Annotated in this window: 12 protein-coding genes and 1 other RNA gene; 10 read left to right on the top strand and 3 right to left on the bottom strand. The window is 72.8% G+C overall.

The genetic code is table 11. The features are described 5' to 3' along the window. Nucleotides 1-58 precede the first annotated feature (58 nt). Nucleotides 59-3,736 (bottom strand): FtsK/SpoIIIE domain-containing protein, encoded by a 3,678-nt coding sequence (locus tag ACFXPL_RS30330; RefSeq protein WP_384925596.1) that lies wholly within the window; start codon nt 3,734-3,736, stop codon nt 59-61. A gap of 516 nt (nt 3,737-4,252) precedes the next feature. On the opposite strand from ACFXPL_RS30330, the gene ACFXPL_RS30325 reads away from it, so the two are divergent. The 4 genes from ACFXPL_RS30325 (at nt 4,253) to ACFXPL_RS30310 (ending at nt 10,102) form a co-directional block, all read left to right on the top strand. Then, nucleotides 4,253-5,947, top strand: a complete 1,695-nt coding sequence (locus tag ACFXPL_RS30325; RefSeq protein WP_384925594.1) for a protein kinase — start codon at nt 4,253-4,255, stop codon at nt 5,945-5,947. 325 nt (nt 5,948-6,272) lie between these two features. Then, complete coding sequence (locus ACFXPL_RS30320; RefSeq protein ID WP_384925592.1) at nt 6,273-7,505, top strand: serine/threonine-protein kinase; 1,233 nt, start codon at nt 6,273-6,275, stop codon at nt 7,503-7,505. Between the two features lie 287 nt (nt 7,506-7,792). Beyond that, complete coding sequence (prfB, locus tag ACFXPL_RS30315) at nt 7,793-8,899, top strand: peptide chain release factor 2 (RefSeq protein WP_384925590.1); 1,107 nt, start codon at nt 7,793-7,795, stop codon at nt 8,897-8,899. A gap of 270 nt (nt 8,900-9,169) precedes the next feature. Next, nucleotides 9,170-10,102 (top strand): hypothetical protein, encoded by a 933-nt coding sequence (locus ACFXPL_RS30310; protein WP_384925588.1) that lies wholly within the window; start codon nt 9,170-9,172, stop codon nt 10,100-10,102. Nucleotides 10,103-10,271: 169 nt separating this feature from the next. On the opposite strand, the gene ACFXPL_RS30305 is transcribed toward ACFXPL_RS30310, so the two are convergent. Continuing rightward, nucleotides 10,272-10,466, bottom strand: coding sequence for a hypothetical protein (locus ACFXPL_RS30305; RefSeq protein WP_384925586.1), 195 nt, complete (start codon nt 10,464-10,466; stop codon nt 10,272-10,274). 316 nt (nt 10,467-10,782) lie between these two features. Between ACFXPL_RS30305 and ftsE the strand changes: the two genes are divergently transcribed. The 5 genes from ftsE to ssrA all read left to right on the top strand — a co-directional run bounded on the left by ftsE (nt 10,783) and on the right by ssrA (nt 14,801). Beyond that, complete coding sequence (gene ftsE / locus ACFXPL_RS30300; protein WP_384834494.1) at nt 10,783-11,472, top strand: cell division ATP-binding protein FtsE; 690 nt, start codon at nt 10,783-10,785, stop codon at nt 11,470-11,472. Nucleotides 11,473-11,536: 64 nt separating this feature from the next. Further along, on the top strand, nt 11,537-12,457 hold the full coding sequence (gene ftsX / locus ACFXPL_RS30295) for a permease-like cell division protein FtsX (RefSeq protein WP_384925583.1): 921 nt from the start codon (nt 11,537-11,539) through the stop codon (nt 12,455-12,457). Between the two features lie 67 nt (nt 12,458-12,524). After that, nucleotides 12,525-13,715: a S41 family peptidase gene (locus ACFXPL_RS30290; RefSeq protein ID WP_384925581.1), complete on the top strand. Its 1,191-nt coding sequence runs from the start codon at nt 12,525-12,527 to the stop codon at nt 13,713-13,715. Nucleotides 13,716-13,807: 92 nt separating this feature from the next. Further along, a complete protein-coding gene (gene smpB / locus ACFXPL_RS30285; protein ID WP_384925579.1) occupies nt 13,808-14,287 on the top strand; it encodes an SsrA-binding protein SmpB in 480 nt (159 codons plus the stop codon). Nucleotides 14,288-14,414: 127 nt separating this feature from the next. Continuing rightward, nucleotides 14,415-14,801, top strand: a transfer-messenger RNA (tmRNA) gene (ssrA, locus tag ACFXPL_RS30280). Nucleotides 14,802-14,829: 28 nt separating this feature from the next. Here the strand turns inward: ssrA and ACFXPL_RS30275 are convergent. Then, the gene (locus ACFXPL_RS30275) at nt 14,830-16,329 is read right to left on the bottom strand and encodes an MFS transporter (protein WP_384925577.1); all 1,500 of its coding nucleotides are present in this window, start codon (nt 16,327-16,329) and stop codon (nt 14,830-14,832) included. Nucleotides 16,330-16,431: 102 nt separating this feature from the next. Here ACFXPL_RS30275 and ACFXPL_RS30270 point away from each other — a divergent pair, with 102 nt between their 5' ends. Beyond that, nucleotides 16,432-17,379, top strand: a complete 948-nt coding sequence (locus ACFXPL_RS30270) for a LysR family transcriptional regulator (protein WP_384925575.1) — start codon at nt 16,432-16,434, stop codon at nt 17,377-17,379. The last annotated feature ends 24 nt before the right edge of the window (nt 17,380-17,403 follow it).

Here is a 17,403-nt window from a genome sequence, read left to right as displayed (position 1 = left end):
ACGTGGTCAGGAAGGCGAAAGCGGGCGGTCTGATGATCTTTCGGTCGGTCCCCGCGTCTCAGGGGTGAGCGGGGGTCAGTGGTGCCAGCGGTACGGCGTCCACGGAGCGGGCGGCCCGCTCCAGCGCACTCGCGAGAAGCGCCAGGTCCGTGGGCCCGTTGCCCAGCTCACGGACCGGCCGGCGGGCCGGCGGATCGCCCATCCGCTCCCACTCCACCACCGTGACCGTCGGCCGCAGCGTCGCCGTGCGCGGGATGCGGCCGGTGACCCGGCCGCCCTGGAACGGCGTGACCCGGCCGTCCGGATGGCCGAGGCGGCCCCGGCCGGGCGCGGGGTCGTCGGGCGCGGGCGCGACCAGAGGCGTGTCGAGCACGACGCGCAGCCGCGCCCGCTGGGCCAGCTCCGTGTCGACCGTGCGCTCGGGGCAGGCCGAGGCCGCCACGAGGTGGACGCCGAGGCGCTCACCGTCCCGCGCGACGGCCTCCAGGGCCCGTACGACGGAACCGGCGGAGGGCCGGCCGGGGCTGCCCAGCGAGGGCGCGACCAGCGCGTCGTAGTCGTCGACCAGCACGACGAGGCGGGGGAGGGGCGCGGACTCCGCGCCCCTGGCCCGGGGGTGGGGCCGGCCCTGGCTCCGGGACTGCTCCCGTGTCTGGTCCCGCGTCTGTTCCCTGGTCTGTTCCCGGCCCAGGCCCAGGCCCAGGCTCTGGCTGCGGCCCTCGGCCGGGCCCTGTGCCTGGCCCGTGCGGGCGGTCTGGTGGCGGAGCCTGAGCGTGCCGCCGCCCAGCGTCTCGCCCGCGCGCTGGTCGCCCGTCCGCTGCTCGGCCGCGCTCGGCGTCCGCGGACTGATCATCCGCTCGGCGACCTGCTGCGCCTCCCGGGAATCCCGTACGTCCCGCGGGTCCCGAAGGCCCCGGGAATCTCTTACATCCCGCGCGTCCCGTACATCCCGCGCGTCCCGTTGATCCTGCGTCTCCCGGCGCTCCCGTGGCTCGTCCCGCGCGCCGTTGTGCCACTCCGTGAAGTCCAGCCGCCCCAGCAGCTCCGCCCGGCGCTTCAGCTCGCCGCCCAGCGCCTGCGCGAACTGCCGCATCCTGACCGGGTCCGACGCCACCAGATGCTCGGTCACATGCGGCAGTTCCGTACAGACCGAGAGCCCTTCGCCACGCTCGCCCCCCGCGCCGTCGACCAGCAGCAGCCCCAGCCGGTCGGGGCGGTCCGCGGCGGCCAGGGACGCGGCGATGGAGCGCAGCAGCTCCGTACGGCCGCTGCCCGAGGGGCCCTCGATCAGCAGGTGCGGGCCCTCCTCCGTCAGATCGACGCTCACCGGACCGTGGGGTCCCGCGCCCAGGACCGCCGTGCACTGCCGGGTGCCGTCGGCGGCCGACGCCCAACGGGCCATCAGGGACGCCGGGGTGGCGCGGGCGAGCCCCAGCTCGTCCAGCAGCCTGGCCGAGCGCGGCAGTGCGGTGGCGGGCCTGCTCCGGCCGCTCCCGGCGAAGCGCAGCGGCGCCAGCGCACGGCCGAACCGCTCGGCCCAGGCGGGCGAGACCGCGTCCACCACGGCGAGCGTGCCGTGGCCCGCGGGCTGTCCCACCGCCGTACGCAGCAGCCGCAGCGTGGTGGCCACGTCGCCGCTCAGCAGGGCGACGGCCCCGCAGTCACGGAAGGGCAGCGAGGCCGCGCACGCCGTCTCGTAGGTCGCGGCGATCGGTGACAGCGGCGAGGCCGACTCCGTCTCGGCGAGACAGAGCAGGTGGATCCCCGCGGCGGCGCCACCGCCGGCGAGCCGCGCCGTCGTCTCGCGCAGCGCGGCGGAACCGGGGTCGCCGTCCACGATCACCAGCGTGTACGGACCGTCGTGGCGGGCGGCGGCCTCCGTGACCGTCCAGGGGTCGGCGGAGGCCCAGCCAGGACCCAGCGGGCCGTCGTCGAGCCGGCGCGTCAGCTCGGCCGTCCTGGCGCTCGCCTGCTCCCCGTCGTACGCGAGGAGCAGCCGGCAGTCCTGGCCGTGGCCCGGCCGGACGTGCGGGAGCCAGCCGAGCCAGCTCCAGTCCTGTCGGCGCTCCGCCAGGCTCCGCGCCCGGTCCGCGCTGATCAGCACGATCTCCAGATCGGCGGGCGCGTGCAGCGCGGCGAGCTGGGCCACCGTCCAGCGGGCCATACCCGTCAGCCGTTCCCTGGGGCCCGCCAGTCCGAGCGACCCGGCCTCGCGCAGCCCGACCGTGACCGGGACGAGCGGCAACTGCCGGGTGCCGTCCGAGGACGGGCGGTCCGCCGTGCCCAGCCGGACGGCGAGCGCCTCGGCGTGACGGCTGCCCCGCTCCCACAGCCGGGGGCCGGGGCCGAGCGCGGTCAGCAGCACCGTGGCCGGATCGGGCCAGGTCTCGGGGGAGGGGCCGCGTCCGGTGGCGGTGGCGGGACCGTCGGGGCCGGGGGCGGTCTCCGGCAGTTCCTCGCCGCGGCTGCCCGCGAGCCGCCGCGCCCAGGCGCCTATGCCGCCGCGTCGGCGGGTGGTCAGGTCGGGCGGTTCGGTGGAGCGCGGGGGCGTCTCCTGGCGGCGTGAGCCGGGGGTCCCGCTGTGCGACTGGGGTTCCTCGTACGCCGCCGGGTCCGCGTCCCGGCCGGCCGCCGTCGGTCTGCTGTGCCCGCCGTCCTGTGTGCCGTACGGGGTCCGCGAGGGACCCCCGGCCGACGGGGCGCGGCCGCCGTGGTGCGTGTCGGCGCCGCGCGGGTCGGGCACGCGCGGGGCGCCGGGCGGATTGCCGTACTGCGAGCCGCCGTACTCGGGCCGGGAGCCGCTGTGGGTGTCGTACGCCCCCGCGTCGTAGACCGCCCGGTCGTACTGCGGGCCGGGGATCCTGGTCGACGCGCCGGCCGGGGCCGCCCCCGGGGCGTGCGTACGCGCCCGGCCGGAGGGAGGCCGGCCGGTGCTGCCGCTGGGCGTGGTGCCCGGCACCGTACCGCCGTGATCGTCCGGGTCCGTGCCGTACGGGAGCGCTCCCGGGGCGGAGCCCGCGACCGGGCCCCCGGCCGTCATCGGGGCCTGCCGCCCGGCCCCGTCGGCGCCGTCCGCGCCGTCCGTACGGTCCTTGCCGGGGCGGGTGATCCGCAGATGGCCCTCGCCGTCCGACGCCGTGGCCAGCGCGGGCGTGCGCTCCCCGCCCGTGAGGCGGAGCGCCGACTCGCCGAGCCGCAGCAGCGCGCCGGGGGCCAGCCGGACCGGGCGGTCGCCCACCAGGGCGCCCTCCAGCGTCGTCCCGTTCGTGGAGTTCAGGTCCGCGACCGTGACCCCGCCGTCCTCCGCGACCGTCACCGCGCAGTGCAGCCGTGAGACGTCCGGGTCGTTCAGCGGCACGTCGGCCCCGCCGGAGCGGCCGATCCTGATCTGTCCGCCGTGCAGCAGATGCACCCCGCCCGCGTCCGGGCCCGCGACCACATGGAGCTGCGCGGGCGCGTCCTCCGTGGGGACGTCCGCCTCGCCCGGGACCTGGAGCGAGAGGACCGCGCCGTCGATCAGCGGCGGCTCGCCCAGGGCGCAGCGCTGCGGGTCGAGCCGTTCGCGGCCGGAGTAGAGGGTGACGGTGCCGGGCGCGTCGGGGCCCGAGACGGCCGTGGCGAGGCCGGAGACGACGGCGGCGAGCGCCGTGCCCGCCGGGGCCGTGACGAGCACGTCACAGGAGCGCCCGGCGGCATGGCCGCCACGCGGCGCGAGGACGGTCAGCCGGATCTGCATCGCCGTCAGCGGTCCCTTCTGCGCGGGGTGCCCGGCACGGGGGAAGCCTGGTGATCTCCCCCCACGCCACGCACGGACGCGTCGTCCGGTACAGGTCGGCACGGGGCGGCGAGATTCCCCCACTCCACACGTCACGTGCTTGAGGGCATCTTCGCACCTGCCGCTGACAACACGCCCGGGTACCGGCAACAAGTGATCTTGAATGGTCGGCTGTTGGCGGAAAAGTGCCTGCTTGGGCGCTTCTTCGCGACGGGTCGGGACCGGGTGTGATGTCCTCGGCCGCGCCGCCCGGCAACCAGCCGTACGATGCCTGCGTCTTCCTATCGAACACGAACCGACCCGATCGGAATCCGATCAGAAGCGGAAACCGGGACGGAGGGCCGCGCCGGAGGACGGTTGTCCACACCCAGGCCGGTGACCCGACCGGCCGGTTTAAGGTGGGTCGGAAGCGCGGCCCTGCCGGGCGATGATGATCACGACCAGCGAGACGACCACGATCAGCTAGGAGCGCATGACGTGCGGCCCGTAGGCAGCAAGTACCTGCTCGATGAGCCGATCGGACGCGGCGCCACGGGCACCGTCTGGCGAGCCCGTCAGCGGGAGACCGCGGGAGCCGAGGCGTCCGTCGCGGGCCAGCCCGGTGAGACCGTCGCGATCAAGGTCCTCAAGGAGGAGCTGGCGAACGACGCGGACGTGGTGATGCGCTTCCTGCGCGAGCGCTCCGTCCTGCTCCGCCTGACCCACCCCAACATCGTGCGCACCCGTGACCTGGTGGTCGAGGGCGATCTCCTCGCCCTCGTCATGGACCTGGTCGAAGGCCCCGACCTGCACCGGTATCTGCGCGAGAACGGCCCGTTCAGCCCGGTCGCCGCGGCGCTGCTGACCGCCCAGATCGCGGACGCGCTCGCCGCCAGCCATGCGGACGGCGTCGTCCACCGCGACCTCAAGCCCGCCAACGTCCTGCTGAAGAACGACGGCGAGCGGCTGCACCCGATGCTCACCGACTTCGGCATCGCGCGCCTCGCGGACTCCCCGGGGCTGACCCGCACCCACGAGTTCGTCGGCACGCCCGCGTACGTCGCCCCGGAGTCCGCCGAGGGCCGCCCGCAGACCTCCGCCGTGGACATCTACGGCGCGGGCATCCTGCTGTACGAGCTGGTCACGGGGCAGCCGCCGTTCGCCGGCGCGACCGCCCTCGAAGTGCTCCACCGCCATCTCAGCGAGGAGCCCCGCCGCCCCAGCACCCTGCCCGAGCCGCTGTGGACGGTCATCGAGCGCTGCCTGCGCAAGGACCCGGACCAGCGGCCCAGCGCCCAGAACCTGGCCCGCGCCCTGCGGACCGTGGCCGCCGGGGTCGGCGTGCACTCCACGCCCGCCCAGGTCGACGCCGCGCTGGGCGTCGCCGCACTCCTCGCGCCCGACCCGTCGCCCGCGTCGGTCCCCGGCCTGCCGGGCGGCGACGCGGACCCGACGCAGGTCCTGCCGAGCAACGCCGCCTCGTACGACCCGTCCGCGGCCACCAGCGTCCTGCCGTCCACCGGGCCGGGCGGCCCCGGCTTCGACCCGGCCGCGGCCACCAGCGTCATGCCCTCCGGCGGACCGGGTGCGGGGCGCGGTCCCGGCGGCGCGGATCCGACCGCGATGATGCCGCCCGTACCGCAGGAGCCCGAGGGCCCGCACCCCTGGCAGGGCCAGTTGCAGGCCGCGCGCGACCGTAACGAGCAGACCCAGGTCCAGTACCTCGACCCCAGCCAGGACCCGCTGCGCCGGCGCCCCCAGCGCCCGCAGGGCCCCCGGCAGCAGCAGCCCACGCCGCCCCAGCAGCAGCGCCCACCGCAGCAGCCGCAGCACCAGCAGCACCAGCAGCACCAGCAGCGGTACGCCCCGCCGCCCCCGCAGCAACAGCAGCCCCAGCAGCAGCGGTACGCACCGCCTCAGCCGCCGCCCCAGCAGGAGCCCCAGCGGCCCGCGCCCCGGCAGCCGCGCGAGCCGCGCCCGCCCCGGCAGCGCAGCGCGAACCCCATGCACATCCCGGGCCTCGGCTGCCTCAAGGGCTGTCTCTTCACGATCGTCCTGCTCGTCGTCGCAGGCTGGCTCGTCTGGGAGCTGACCCCGCTCCAGGGCTGGATCGCCGAGGGGCAGAGCTACTGGTCGGCGATCGGCGACGGGATCGCCAAGGTGACGGACTGGTTCTCCCGGATCAGCGGCTAGGGTCCTTCGTCTGGATCTGGCCGGATCAGGGAGCGCCCGCCGCGTCAGCGGCTGATGTCACCGCGGGCGCGCGAACCCGGCAAGATCCGAACGAGAGGCCCTGGTGCCGCGACCGGCAAAGCGTGCCGGGAGGGGCACCAGCGCGCCGGACCTCGGCTCCGGCCCTGGCCCGGGCCGATGTGCGGCACGGGTGATCCGAGGGGATGTATCCGCGCGGATCACCGCATTTTCTCCCTTGAGTACGGGAGTTGATGCCGACCGGCGCACGGAACGCCTCGACTTCCGCGTACTTTGATGGGCAACGCCAGCCGCTGAGGGAGCAGTCTTGGCACGGAATATCGGCAGCCGGTACACCGCCCATCAGATCCTGGGGCGGGGCAGCGCCGGCACGGTGTGGCTCGGCGAGGGGCCCGACGGCCCGGTCGCCATCAAGCTGCTGCGCGAGGACCTCGCGTCGGACCAGGAGCTGGTCGGACGCTTCGTCCAGGAGCGCACCGCCCTGCTCGGGCTCGACCACCCCCGGGTGGTCGGCGTCCACGATCTCGTCGTGGACGGCAACGACCTGGCGCTCGTGATGGATCTCATCCGGGGCACGGATCTGCGCACCCGCCTCGACCGCGAGCGCAGGCTCGCCCCCGAGGCGGCGGTCGCGATCGTCGCGGACGTCGCGGACGGGCTCGCCGCCGCGCACGCCGCCGGGGTGGTCCACCGCGACGTCAAGCCGGAGAACATCCTGCTCGACATGGAGGGCCCGCTCGGTCCTGGCGGCGCGCACCCCGCGCTGCTCACCGACTTCGGCGTCGCCAAACTGATCGACACCCCCCGGCGCACCAAGGCCAGCAAGATCATCGGAACGCCCGACTACCTGGCGCCCGAGATCGTCGAGGGCCTGCCGCCGCGCGCGGCCGTGGACATCTACGCCCTGGCCACGGTCCTGTACGAGCTGCTCGCCGGGTTCACCCCGTTCGGCGGCGGCCACCCCGGCGCCGTACTGCGCCGCCATGTCACCGAGACCGTCGTCCCGCTGCCCGGCATCCCCGAGGAGCTGTGGCAGCTCCTGCTCCAGTGCCTGGCGAAGGCCCCGGCGTCCCGGCTGCGCGCCTCGGAACTGGCCGCACGGCTGCGCGAGCAGCTTCCGCTCCTCGCGGGCATCCCGCCGCTGGACGTGGACGAGCCGGACGCGGAACCCACGGAGCAGCCGTACGAGGAGCCGGGCCCCGCCGCCGAGGAGCCGCGCCGCAGGGGCGCGGTCCCGCTGGTGCCGGGCGCGGCCCCGGACTCCAACCGGGACACCCATACGAGCATGCGCGTCCCGGCCCCCGACGAACTGGCGGGCGGCGCCCGCGGTACGGCCCGCGCCCCCCGTTCCCCGGGCCAGCGCCGCCCGGGAAGCGCCCGGCACAAGGCGGAGGCGGTCCGTAAGCGCCGCATCACGCTGGGCGCGGCGGCGGTCCTGCTGGTCGCCGGGCTGGGCGTGGGCGGCTGGCTCGCCACCAGCGGCGACGGCGCGGGCGACCCCCCGCAGGACTCGAAACAGACGACTTCCCCGGTCCCGTAGTCCCGGGGCCCGGAGCGACCGGGCCCACGTCCCAGGAGCCGGGGGCGACCGGGCCCACCGGTGCCCGTACCGTCCTCAACTCCCGGACAGGCATGAAAACCGACCAGGCCGGCGAGTGAGCCGGAGGGGCGCGACGCTGTCGAAGGGGAGAGCGCGCGGGCCCCGGGGGACGAGGGGCCGAGTACGGTCGACCGTCGGCGCCGCCCGCGGCCGGAGGCCGCTGACGCATACGGCAAGCGCCCCGACGGCGAACCGAGCCCTCAAAAATTAGGGGTTAGGCTGGTGCCGTGGCAGTCGTCGATGTATCCGAAGAGCTGAAGTCCCTCTCCTCGACCATGGGGTCGATCGAGGCCGTCCTGGACCTCGACAGGCTGAGGGCCGACATCGCCGTGCTGGAGGAGCAGGCCGCGGTCCCGTCCCTCTGGGACGACCCCGAGGCGGCGCAGAAGATCACCAGCAAGCTGTCGCACCTCCAGGCCGAGGTCCGTAAGACGGAGGCGCTGCGCGGGCGCATCGACGACCTGGAAGTGATGTTCGAGCTGGCCGAGTCCGAGGACGACGCGGAGGCGCGCGCCGAGGCCGAGACCGAGCTGGAGTCGGTGCGCAAGGCGCTGGACGAGATGGAGGTCCGTACTCTCCTGTCCGGCGAGTACGACGAGCGCGAGGCGCTGGTCAACATCCGCGCCGAGGCGGGTGGCGTGGACGCCGCCGACTTCGCCGAGCAGCTTCAGCGCATGTATCTGCGGTGGGCGGAGCGGCACGGTTACGGCACGGAGGTCTACGAGACGTCGTACGCGGAGGAGGCCGGCATCAAGTCGACCACCTTCGTCGTGAAGACGCCGTACGCGTACGGCACCCTCTCCGTGGAGCAGGGCACGCACCGTCTGGTCCGTATCTCGCCGTTCGACAACCAGGGCCGCCGCCAGACGTCCTTCGCGGGCGTCGAGGTGCTGCCGGTCGTGGAGTCCAGCGACCATGTCGAGATCGACGAGTCCGAGCTGCGCGTGGACGTGTACCGCGCTTCGGGCCCGGGTGGTCAGGGCGTCAACACCACGGACTCCGCGGTCCGCATCACACACATCCCGACCGGCATCGTGGTCTCCTGCCAGAACGAGCGCTCGCAGATCCAGAACAAGGCGAGCGCGATGAACGTCCTCCAGGCGAAGCTGCTGGAACGCCGCCGCCAGGAGGAGCAGGCCAGGATGGACGCGCTGAAGGGCGACGGCGGCAACTCCTGGGGCAACCAGATGCGTTCGTACGTTCTTCACCCGTACCAGATGGTCAAGGACCTGCGGACGGAGTTCGAGGTCGGTAATCCGCAGGGTGTGCTGGACGGGGAGATCGACGGATTCCTGGAGGCGGGAATTCGCTGGCGCAAGCAGCAGGAGAAGTAAATTCGCGCTTTGTCGACAAGGGAACTGCCGCCCGATGGGCGGCAGTTCCCTTTTACGTCACAGTTGCATCCCCGCACGCCGGACAACCCCCGTGATTTCGGGCATCGCACGCGCAACGACCTTGACGCGTATATGAAAACCGGGAACTCTGACGCGTGGCACGCGTATATCCGGGGTGCGTGAGACCGGGGGCGGCGATCTCGAACCCCCAGCGGCCGCGGCCCCGGACGGTGCACCACTGACGTATGAGCTACTGGGGGTAGCAAGCAGATGACCAAAAAGACGCGGATCCGCGTGGCGCGTGTGGCGGCCGGCGCGGTAATCGCCGCGGGCGCCTCGCTGACCATCGCGGGCGCCGCTCAGGCCGCCGGTATCGGCGTGGCCGTCGAGACGGGCGTGCTCGATGTCGGTCTCGGCATCAACGACACGTCGGGCGGTACGACCGACGGTGGCGACCCGGGCGGCGTCGACAGCGGCGGCACCACGGACGGCGGGACCACCGATGGTGGCGCGACCGATGGTGGCGCGACGGACGGCGGGACCACCGACGGTGGCGCGACCGATGGTGGCGCGACGGACGGCGGGACCACCGACGGTGGCACGACCGATGGTGGCGCGACGGACGGCGGGACCACCGACGGTGGCGCGACGGACGGCGGCGCGACGGACGGCGGGACCACCGACGGTGGCGCGACGGACGGCGGCGCGACCGACGGCGGGACCACCGATGGTGGCACCACGGACGGTGGCGCGACGGACGGCGGCGCGACCGATGGTGGCGCGACCGACGGCGGGACCACTGACGGTGGCGCGACCGATGGTGGCACCACTGACGGTGGCGCGACGGACGGCGGGACCACCGATGGTGGCACCACGGACGGCGGGACCACCGCCGGTGGCACCACCGGCGGCTCGGCCACCGGCGGTTCCAGCGAGGGCGCGACCGGCGGCTCCACCGCCACCGGTGGCAACGGCGCAGGCACCTGCACCGTCGACCTCGACGGTGCCGCGTGCGCCGACAACACCGACACCGACAACGCCGGCTCCAAGCCGGTGCAGCAGGGCGAGGCCAAGGAGGAGCTGGCGGAGACCGGCGCCGCCGAGACCTCGTTCCTGCTGATCGGCGCCGCGACCATGATCGCGGGTGGCATCGGTTTCCGGATGCTGCCGCGTCTGGTCAGCGGTGGCCGTACCGCCGCCTGATCACCACACGGTCGCACCGTCGTGGCGCAGCGTGACCGCCTGACGGCGTGAGCGCTCCGCCACGGTGGAGATCGGCGCGGGGATCAGCGCGGAGATCGGCGCAGGGATCACGGCAGAAGGGCCCGGGCGTGAAGCCCGGGCCCTTCGTCCTGCACACGTGTGCGCGATGTCACGCCGGCTGATACGTCGCGACCAGCGCCATCGCCGCGAGCAGCAGTACCACCAGGGTCAGCAGCGCCACGGGGCTCAGTCCTCCGAGGGGGCCCTGCTGCTCCAGGCGCTCCCTGTGGGCACGGCACACCCGGCATCTGCCTTCGGTGACCGGTCCCGCGCAGTTGGCGCACACCAGTCGGTCGTAGGTCATGCGCATTCCTCCTCACCGCGCTGCGGAGCCGCATACAGCGTCTTCCGCTCAACGCTCGGGGGAACACGACCGTTCCCCACCCCCACTGTGCCAGTTTCCGGCCGGTTCGGCGCGGCCGGTCGGTTTCCGTCCGGGCCCTCACCGGTGGCGCCGGCTCCGTATCCGTGATAAATCGCCCAAGCCGGTCCCTGGTCGCTCCTGGACGGGCCGTGCGAGGCCCCCCGTGACGGTCCGACTTCGGATGCGGACTGCGCGTGCCAGTCGGGTTCGCGTAAGGTCTCGCTCACCTACTCCCGGCCGACCGTGGTGTGCACCCGTGATCCGATTCGACAACGTCACCAAGACCTATCCGAAGCAGAACAGCCCTGCCCTTCGCGATGTCTCCCTCGAAATCGAGAAGGGCGAGTTCGTCTTCCTCGTCGGCTCCTCCGGCTCCGGAAAGTCGACCTTTCTCCGCCTGCTCCTGCGTGAGGAGCGCACCAGCCACGGCATGGTGCACGTCCTCGGCAAGGACCTCGCGCGCCTGTCCAACTGGAAAGTGCCGCAGATGCGCCGTCAACTCGGCACGGTCTTCCAGGACTTCCGGCTGCTGCCGAACAAGACCGTCGCCCAGAACGTGGCGTTCGCGCAGGAGGTCATCGGCAAGCCGCGCGGTGAGATCCGCAAGGCGGTGCCCCAGGTCCTCGACCTCGTCGGTCTCGGCGGCAAGGAGGACCGGATGCCCGGCGAGCTGTCCGGTGGTGAGCAGCAGCGCGTGGCGATCGCGCGTGCCTTCGTCAACCGCCCCATGCTGCTGATCGCGGACGAGCCCACCGGCAACCTCGACCCGCAGACGTCCGTCGGCATCATGAAGCTGCTGGACCGTATCAACCGCACCGGTACGACTGTCGTGATGGCGACCCACGACCAGAACATCGTCGACCAGATGCGCAAGCGCGTGATCGAGCTGGAGAAGGGCCGTCTCGTGCGTGACCAGGCACGCGGCGTCTACGGATACCAGCACTGACCACGTACTCGCCACCGCGCCACCGAGTCACCGAGCATTGAGTATCGAAAGCTGAAAGGACGCCATGCGCGCCCAGTTCGTCCTGTCGGAGATCGGCGTCGGTCTCCGTCGCAATCTCACGATGACCTTCGCGGTCATCGTCTCCGTAGCCCTCTCGCTCGCCCTGTTCGGCGGCGCGCTGCTCATGCGCGAGCAGGTCAGCGTGATGAAGGACTACTGGTACGACAAGGTCAACGTCTCCATCTTCCTCTGCAACAAGAACGACGCGGCGACCGCGCCCAAGTGCGCCAAGGGCGCGGCCACGGGTCAGCAGAAGGACCAGATCAAGGCCGATCTGGCCAAGATGGACACCATCGTCGAGAACGTCCACTACGAGACGTCGGACGAGGCGTACAAGCACTACAAGGAGCGGTACGGCGACACGCCCATCGCCGCGACCATCACACCGGACCAGATGCCGGAATCCTTCCGGGTGAAGCTGAAGGACCCGGAGAAGTACCAGGTGGTCGCCACCGCGTTCGCCGGCCGGGACGGGGTGGAGTCCGTCCAGGACCAGCGGAACATCCTGCAGAATCTCTTCGACCTGATGAACGGCATGAATATCGCCGCACTCTGTGTGATGGCGTTGATGCTGGTCATCGCGTTGATGCTGATCGTGAACACCGTGCGTGTGTCGGCGTTCAGCCGGCGCCGGGAGACCGGGATCATGCGGCTCGTCGGCGCCTCCAGTTTCTACATCCAGATGCCGTTCATCATGGAGGCCGCGTTCGCGGGGCTGATCGGTGGCGGGGTCGCCTGCGTGATGCTGCTCCTCGGCAGGTACTTCCTGATCGATCACGGTCTCGCCCTCGCCGACAAGATGCAGTTGGTCAACTTCATCGGCTGGGACGCGGTGCTCGCCAAGCTTCCGCTGGTGGTCGCGATCGGTCTGCTGATGCCCGCCGTGGCCGCTTTCATCGCGCTGCGCAAGTACCTCAGGGTGTGACAAGCGCCCTTGGCGTGGTGGCGACAAGCACCGTCCGGCCGGGTCGCGTTGTCCTAGACTCAACGCCATGTCGGGTTCCGAGTCGCTTCAGAAGCCCCGCGGTTTACGCCGCGGGGCGGCCCTGACATTGGTTTTCGCGACCGTGCTCGCCACGGCCGCGGCCACGAACTCCCTGCCGCGCACCAGCGGTGAGGCCCCCCCCGACCCGGCCCGGCCCGTCTCCTCGACGGCCGACCGGGACGAGGTCGCACGGGCCGCCGCCGACGCCATGGCCAACGGCACCTCGGCGACCGACGCCGCCGAGGAGGTCGTCAGCCGCAGCGGCGACCGCTGGGGCGCCGTCTACGACAAGCGGGAGTACGAGGAGTTCCGGCAGTCCCTCGACGGTACGTACACGGGCGTGGGGCTCTGGGCGAGACGTACGGCGGGCGGTCTGGTCGAGGTCACCCGCGTCCAGCCCGGCGGACCCGCCGGGGCCGCCGGGATCGGCGCCGGGGACATCATCCGGGAGATCGACGGCCGCAGCGTCGCGAAGCGCCCGGTCACGGAGGTCATGGCGCTGCTCCGCGGTGACGAGTCCGCCAGGAAGGGAAGCTCCGGCGAGAGCGCCGTGGGTACCGGTGTGGCGCTCGGCCTGGAGCGCGAGGGCCGCCGCTGGACCGAGAGCCTGCGCCGCGCCCGGCTCACCACCGAGTCCGTCACGGTCGACACGATCGAGGGCGGCGCGCTGCGGATCAAGGTCGGCGCGTTCACGAAGGGCGCGGGCGAGCGGGTACGGGACGCGGTCCTGGACGCGCCGAGGGGCGCCGGTGTCCTGCTCGACCTCCGGGGCAACGCGGGCGGGCTGGTCAGCGAGGCCGTACGGGCCACCTCCGCCTTCCTCGACGGCGGCCTGGTCGCCACGTACGACATACGGGGCGAGCAGCGCGCGCTGTACGCGGACCCCGGCGGCGACACCGAGCGGCCCGTGGTCGTGGTGGTCGACGGCGGCACGATGAGCGCGGCCGAGCTGGTCACCGGCGCCCTCCAGGACCGCGGCCGGTCCGTCACGGTCGGCTCCCGCACCTTCGGCAAGGGCTCCGTCCAGATGCCGAGCAAGCTTCCCGACGGCTCCGTGGCCGAGCTGACCGTGGGCCACTACCGCACTCCGGCCGGGCACGGCGTGGACGGCCAGGGCGTCACCCCGGACCTCCAGGTCAGTGAGGGGGCCCAGGAGCGGGCCAGGACGGTGCTCAGCGGGCTCGGCGGTACGGAGTAGGAGCCCCCGCGGGACCTGGAACGGCGGCTTCGCCGGGTACGGGGCCCACGCCGCGTAAAGGAGTTGCGCGGGGGTGCGAAAATGGGGAGACCATGGCTAAGGAAAAAGGGCGCAAAATCATTGCGCAGAACAAGAAGGCGCGGCACGACTACCTCATTCTCGACACCTATGAGTGCGGTCTCGTGCTCACCGGCACCGAGGTGAAGTCCCTGCGCCAGGGGCGTGCCTCCCTGGTGGACGGCTTCGTGCAGATCGACGGGCACGAGGCATGGCTGCACCATGTGCACGTCCCCGAGTACACCCAGGGGACCTGGACCAATCACAGCGCCCGCCGCAAGCGGAAGCTGCTGATGCACCGGGCCGAGATCGACAAGCTGGAGTCGAAGTCGCAGGAGACGGGGCACACGATCGTGCCGCTCGCCCTGTACTTCAAGGACGGCCGGGCCAAGGTCGAGATCGCGCTCGCGAAGGGCAAGAAGGAGTACGACAAGCGCCAGACGCTCCGCGAGAAGCAGGACCGGCGCGAGACGGACCGGGCGATCTCGGCGGTCAAGCGGCGCCAGCAGGCCTGACCTGGCGGCCGGGTGCCCCCGGCCGGGCGGCCGGGCCCCGCCGGGGAATGGACTGGCCCCCGGACGCGTTGGTCACGTACGATGGGCCGTGCACCCCACAGAGGGCGCACGCTTGAAAAATAAACATGGGGATGATCGGTTTCGACAGCGGATGTCGAAGCAGGGGAAGCGAGTCGAGGAAGCGGCAATGATCTCGTAAACCATATGTCGCAAACAATAATCGCCACTTCTAAGCGCGATTCCTCCGCCTTCGCCCTCGCTGCCTAATTAGCAGCTAGCGAAGACTCTGCGGAGTGTCAGCCCGGGGCTGTTCCCGACCCGGATCCTGGCATCAACTAGGGAACTAAACTTCTCAGCCCGGTCACGGGGCCGAGAAGGAAATCAAACAGTGGCTGAGCCCGTCGGAGACTTGTCCGTGTGATCTCCGGGGCCGAGAAAATCACAGCGGACTGCACTCGGAGAAGCCCTGGTTCCGCACCGTTGGACGCGGGTTCGATTCCCGCCATCTCCACAATTCCCATGTGAGGCGAAGGCCCCACTGCTCAGGCGGTGGGGCCTTCGTCGTGTTCCGGCGCACGCGGAGTCCGGGCGGCGGTCCGGCCCTCGACGACGGGCAGCCCGCGGCGGGCCCGGCCTCGGACCGCGCGGCGGCTCCGAGGGCGGTGCGTGCAGCAGGCCGCGATGACCAGCGCCAGCAGCGCCGCCGCCGGCGGTACGGCGAAGGCCTGGGCCGGAGTGGTGTGTTCCGCCGCCCAGCCGCCCAGAGCCGCGCCCGCCGCGATCCCGGCGAGCAGCGCGGTCACCGCCAGGGTCATGGACTCGTTCAGCCGGGCCTCGGGCGTGAGGCGCTGGACGAGGGTCATGCCCGTCACCATCGTCGGCGCGGTCGCCGCGCCCGCCAGCAGCAGTGCCCCGGCCAGCAGCGGCAGCGAGCCCGTACGCGCCGCGAGCAGCGGCAGGGTCAGCAGCGCCGCCATCGCGGCGACACAGCCGAGCAGCCGCACACGCGGGCGGCGGGCCGGGGCCAGGGAGCCCAGCAGCAGGCCGGAGACGCCCGATCCGGCCGCCTGGAGCGCGAGCACCGCGCCCGCCCACGCACCGTGTCCCCGGTCGTCGGCGAAGGCGAGGGTGGTGACCTCCATGGCGCCGAAGACCGCGCCCGTGGCGAGGAAGACGGCGAGGAGCGCGGTCAGCGCGGGGGAGTGCAGCGGGGCCAGGGAGGCGGCCGTGCGGCCGGCGGCGGGCGGTTCCGTGGCGCGCTGGGCCGCGAAGACCAGGACGCCGGTCAGCAGCAGGACCGCGCCGGTCAGGGTGCCCGCCTCCGGGAAGAGCGCGGTGCACAGGAAGGCGGCCAGCACCGGGCCCAGCATGAAGCACAGCTCGTCGGCGGCCTGTTCGAAGGCGGTGGCGGTGTGCAGGGCCGCCGCGTCACCGCGGTGCAGATGCGCCCAGCGCGCCCGGGACATGCCGCCCGTGTTGGGGGTGGTGGCGGTCGCCGCGTAGGCGGCGAAGAGCGTCCAGTCGGGGGCTCCGTACCGCACACAGAGCAGCAGGGCCAGTGAGCCGAGTACGGCGATCGCGGTGGCGGGGACGGCGACACGGGCCTGCCCGTACCGGTCGACGAGGCGCGCCGTCCAGGGGCCGGCCAGGGCCGTGGCCGCGAGACCGGTGGCGGTGACGGCGCCGGCCAGGGCGTACGAACCGCGCGACCCGGCGATCATGATCACGGCGGCCACGCTGAACATCCCCATCGGGAGGCGCGCGAGGAGGTTCCCGGCGGTGAACGCGCGGGCGCCCGGGGGCGCGAAGAGACGGGCGTACGGATGCACGCGCTGCCGCGCGCTCCGGCGTGCGGCGCCCTGGCGCACACCGTGGTGTGTGCTCCCGTACGCCTCGTCCCGCGCGGCCAGGACCAGCGTGGAGCCGGTCACCGACATCAGCGGTGTGTTCCGTCCGGTGGTGCCGGGACGCGGTGCGGTGTGCGGGCGGGGCCGGGAGTGAGGGCGTGGGGATCGGGAGTGCGGGGATCGGGGATGCGGCATGGCTTCACCCTCGCGGCCCGCTCCCTGCCCGGTCCAACACCTGATGAGCGGCTGTTCACGCAATCCTGTTGTCAATGGCGTGCGGGGGCTGTTCAATGCCGTGTGCCCCAGGACATCGACCCCCGGCTGCTGCGCGCCTTCACCGTCACCGCGGAAGAGCTGCACTTCACCCGCGCCGCCGCCCGCCTCTACCTCGCCCAGCAGGCCCTCAGCCGTGATGTGCGGCGGCTGGAGCGGGAGTTGGGCGTGGAGCTGTTCGTCAGGACGACCCGCCGGGTGACCCTGACGGCCGACGGCGAGCGGCTGCTCCCGTACGCCCGGCGGGTGCTCGCGGCCCAGGACGAGCTGCTGGCCGCGTCCGCGGGCGAGGTGCCGCCGCTGCTCGTGGACCTCAACACCGAGGGCATGGTCGCCGGCCGGATTCTGGCGCGCGCCCGGGAACTCGTCCCGCACCACGAGCTGATGGCCCGCTTCCGGAGCGGACTCACCGGCGCCGCCGCCGACATCCTCGCGGGGCGGCTCGACGCCTCCTTCGGCTACGCGGGAGGGCTCGCGCCCGTCCTGCGCGACGCGCTCTCCCACCAGCTCGTACGGTACGAGCCGCTGGCCGTGCTCCTGCCGTACGGCCACCCGCTGGCCCGGCTCCCCGAGGTGCCGCTCGACGCGCTCGCGGGCGAGACCGTGTACGCGGGGGCCGGCAATCCGGGGACCGCGGAGTGGACCGAGCTGGCGCGGCGGCTCTTCGCGGGCCGCTCCATCGAGGTCGCCCCGCCCGCGCCGATGGCTGTCGGCGCGGAGGAATTCCGCCGAGTCATGGCCAAGCATCGCCAACCGGTCCTGGCCGTCGTAGATTTCCCGGTGATGCCTGACACAGTGCTGCGTCCGCTGGTCGATCCCGTCCCTCTGTCGCCGCTCTCGCTGGTGTGGCGCAAAGGGCTGCGTCATCCGGGGCTGGAGGCGCTCCGAACTGCCGCTGCCGGGCTCGCGGCCGAAGAAGGATGGCTCGATCCGGACCCTGCCGATCTCCTCTTACCACTGTCATTGCATTGATACGTCACAACTTGTGAACCGGAT

Origin of the sequence: Streptomyces sp. NPDC059092, assembly GCF_042756365.1 — a bacterium.
Lineage (GTDB): Bacteria > Actinomycetota > Actinomycetes > Streptomycetales > Streptomycetaceae > Streptomyces.
Note: the sequence above shows the minus strand (reverse complement) of the source record. Positions and strands in the feature narration are given on the sequence as shown.

What these genes read in the sequence shown, in the direction of transcription:
- ACFXPL_RS30330 (WP_384925596.1), bottom strand. Translation starts at nt 3,736, where the DNA reads ATGCAGATCCGGCTGACCGTCCTCGCGCCGCGTGGCGGCCATGCCGCC.
- ACFXPL_RS30310 (WP_384925588.1), top strand. Translation starts at nt 9,170, where the DNA reads ATGACCAAAAAGACGCGGATCCGCGTGGCGCGTGTGGCGGCCGGCGCG.
- ACFXPL_RS30305 (WP_384925586.1), bottom strand. Translation starts at nt 10,466, where the DNA reads ATGACCTACGACCGACTGGTGTGCGCCAACTGCGCGGGACCGGTCACC.
- ftsX (WP_384925583.1), top strand. Translation starts at nt 11,537, where the DNA reads ATGCGCGCCCAGTTCGTCCTGTCGGAGATCGGCGTCGGTCTCCGTCGC.
- ACFXPL_RS30290 (WP_384925581.1), top strand. Translation starts at nt 12,525, where the DNA reads ATGTCGGGTTCCGAGTCGCTTCAGAAGCCCCGCGGTTTACGCCGCGGG.
- smpB (WP_384925579.1), top strand. Translation starts at nt 13,808, where the DNA reads ATGGCTAAGGAAAAAGGGCGCAAAATCATTGCGCAGAACAAGAAGGCG.
- ACFXPL_RS30275 (WP_384925577.1), bottom strand. Translation starts at nt 16,329, where the DNA reads ATGCCGCATCCCCGATCCCCGCACTCCCGATCCCCACGCCCTCACTCC.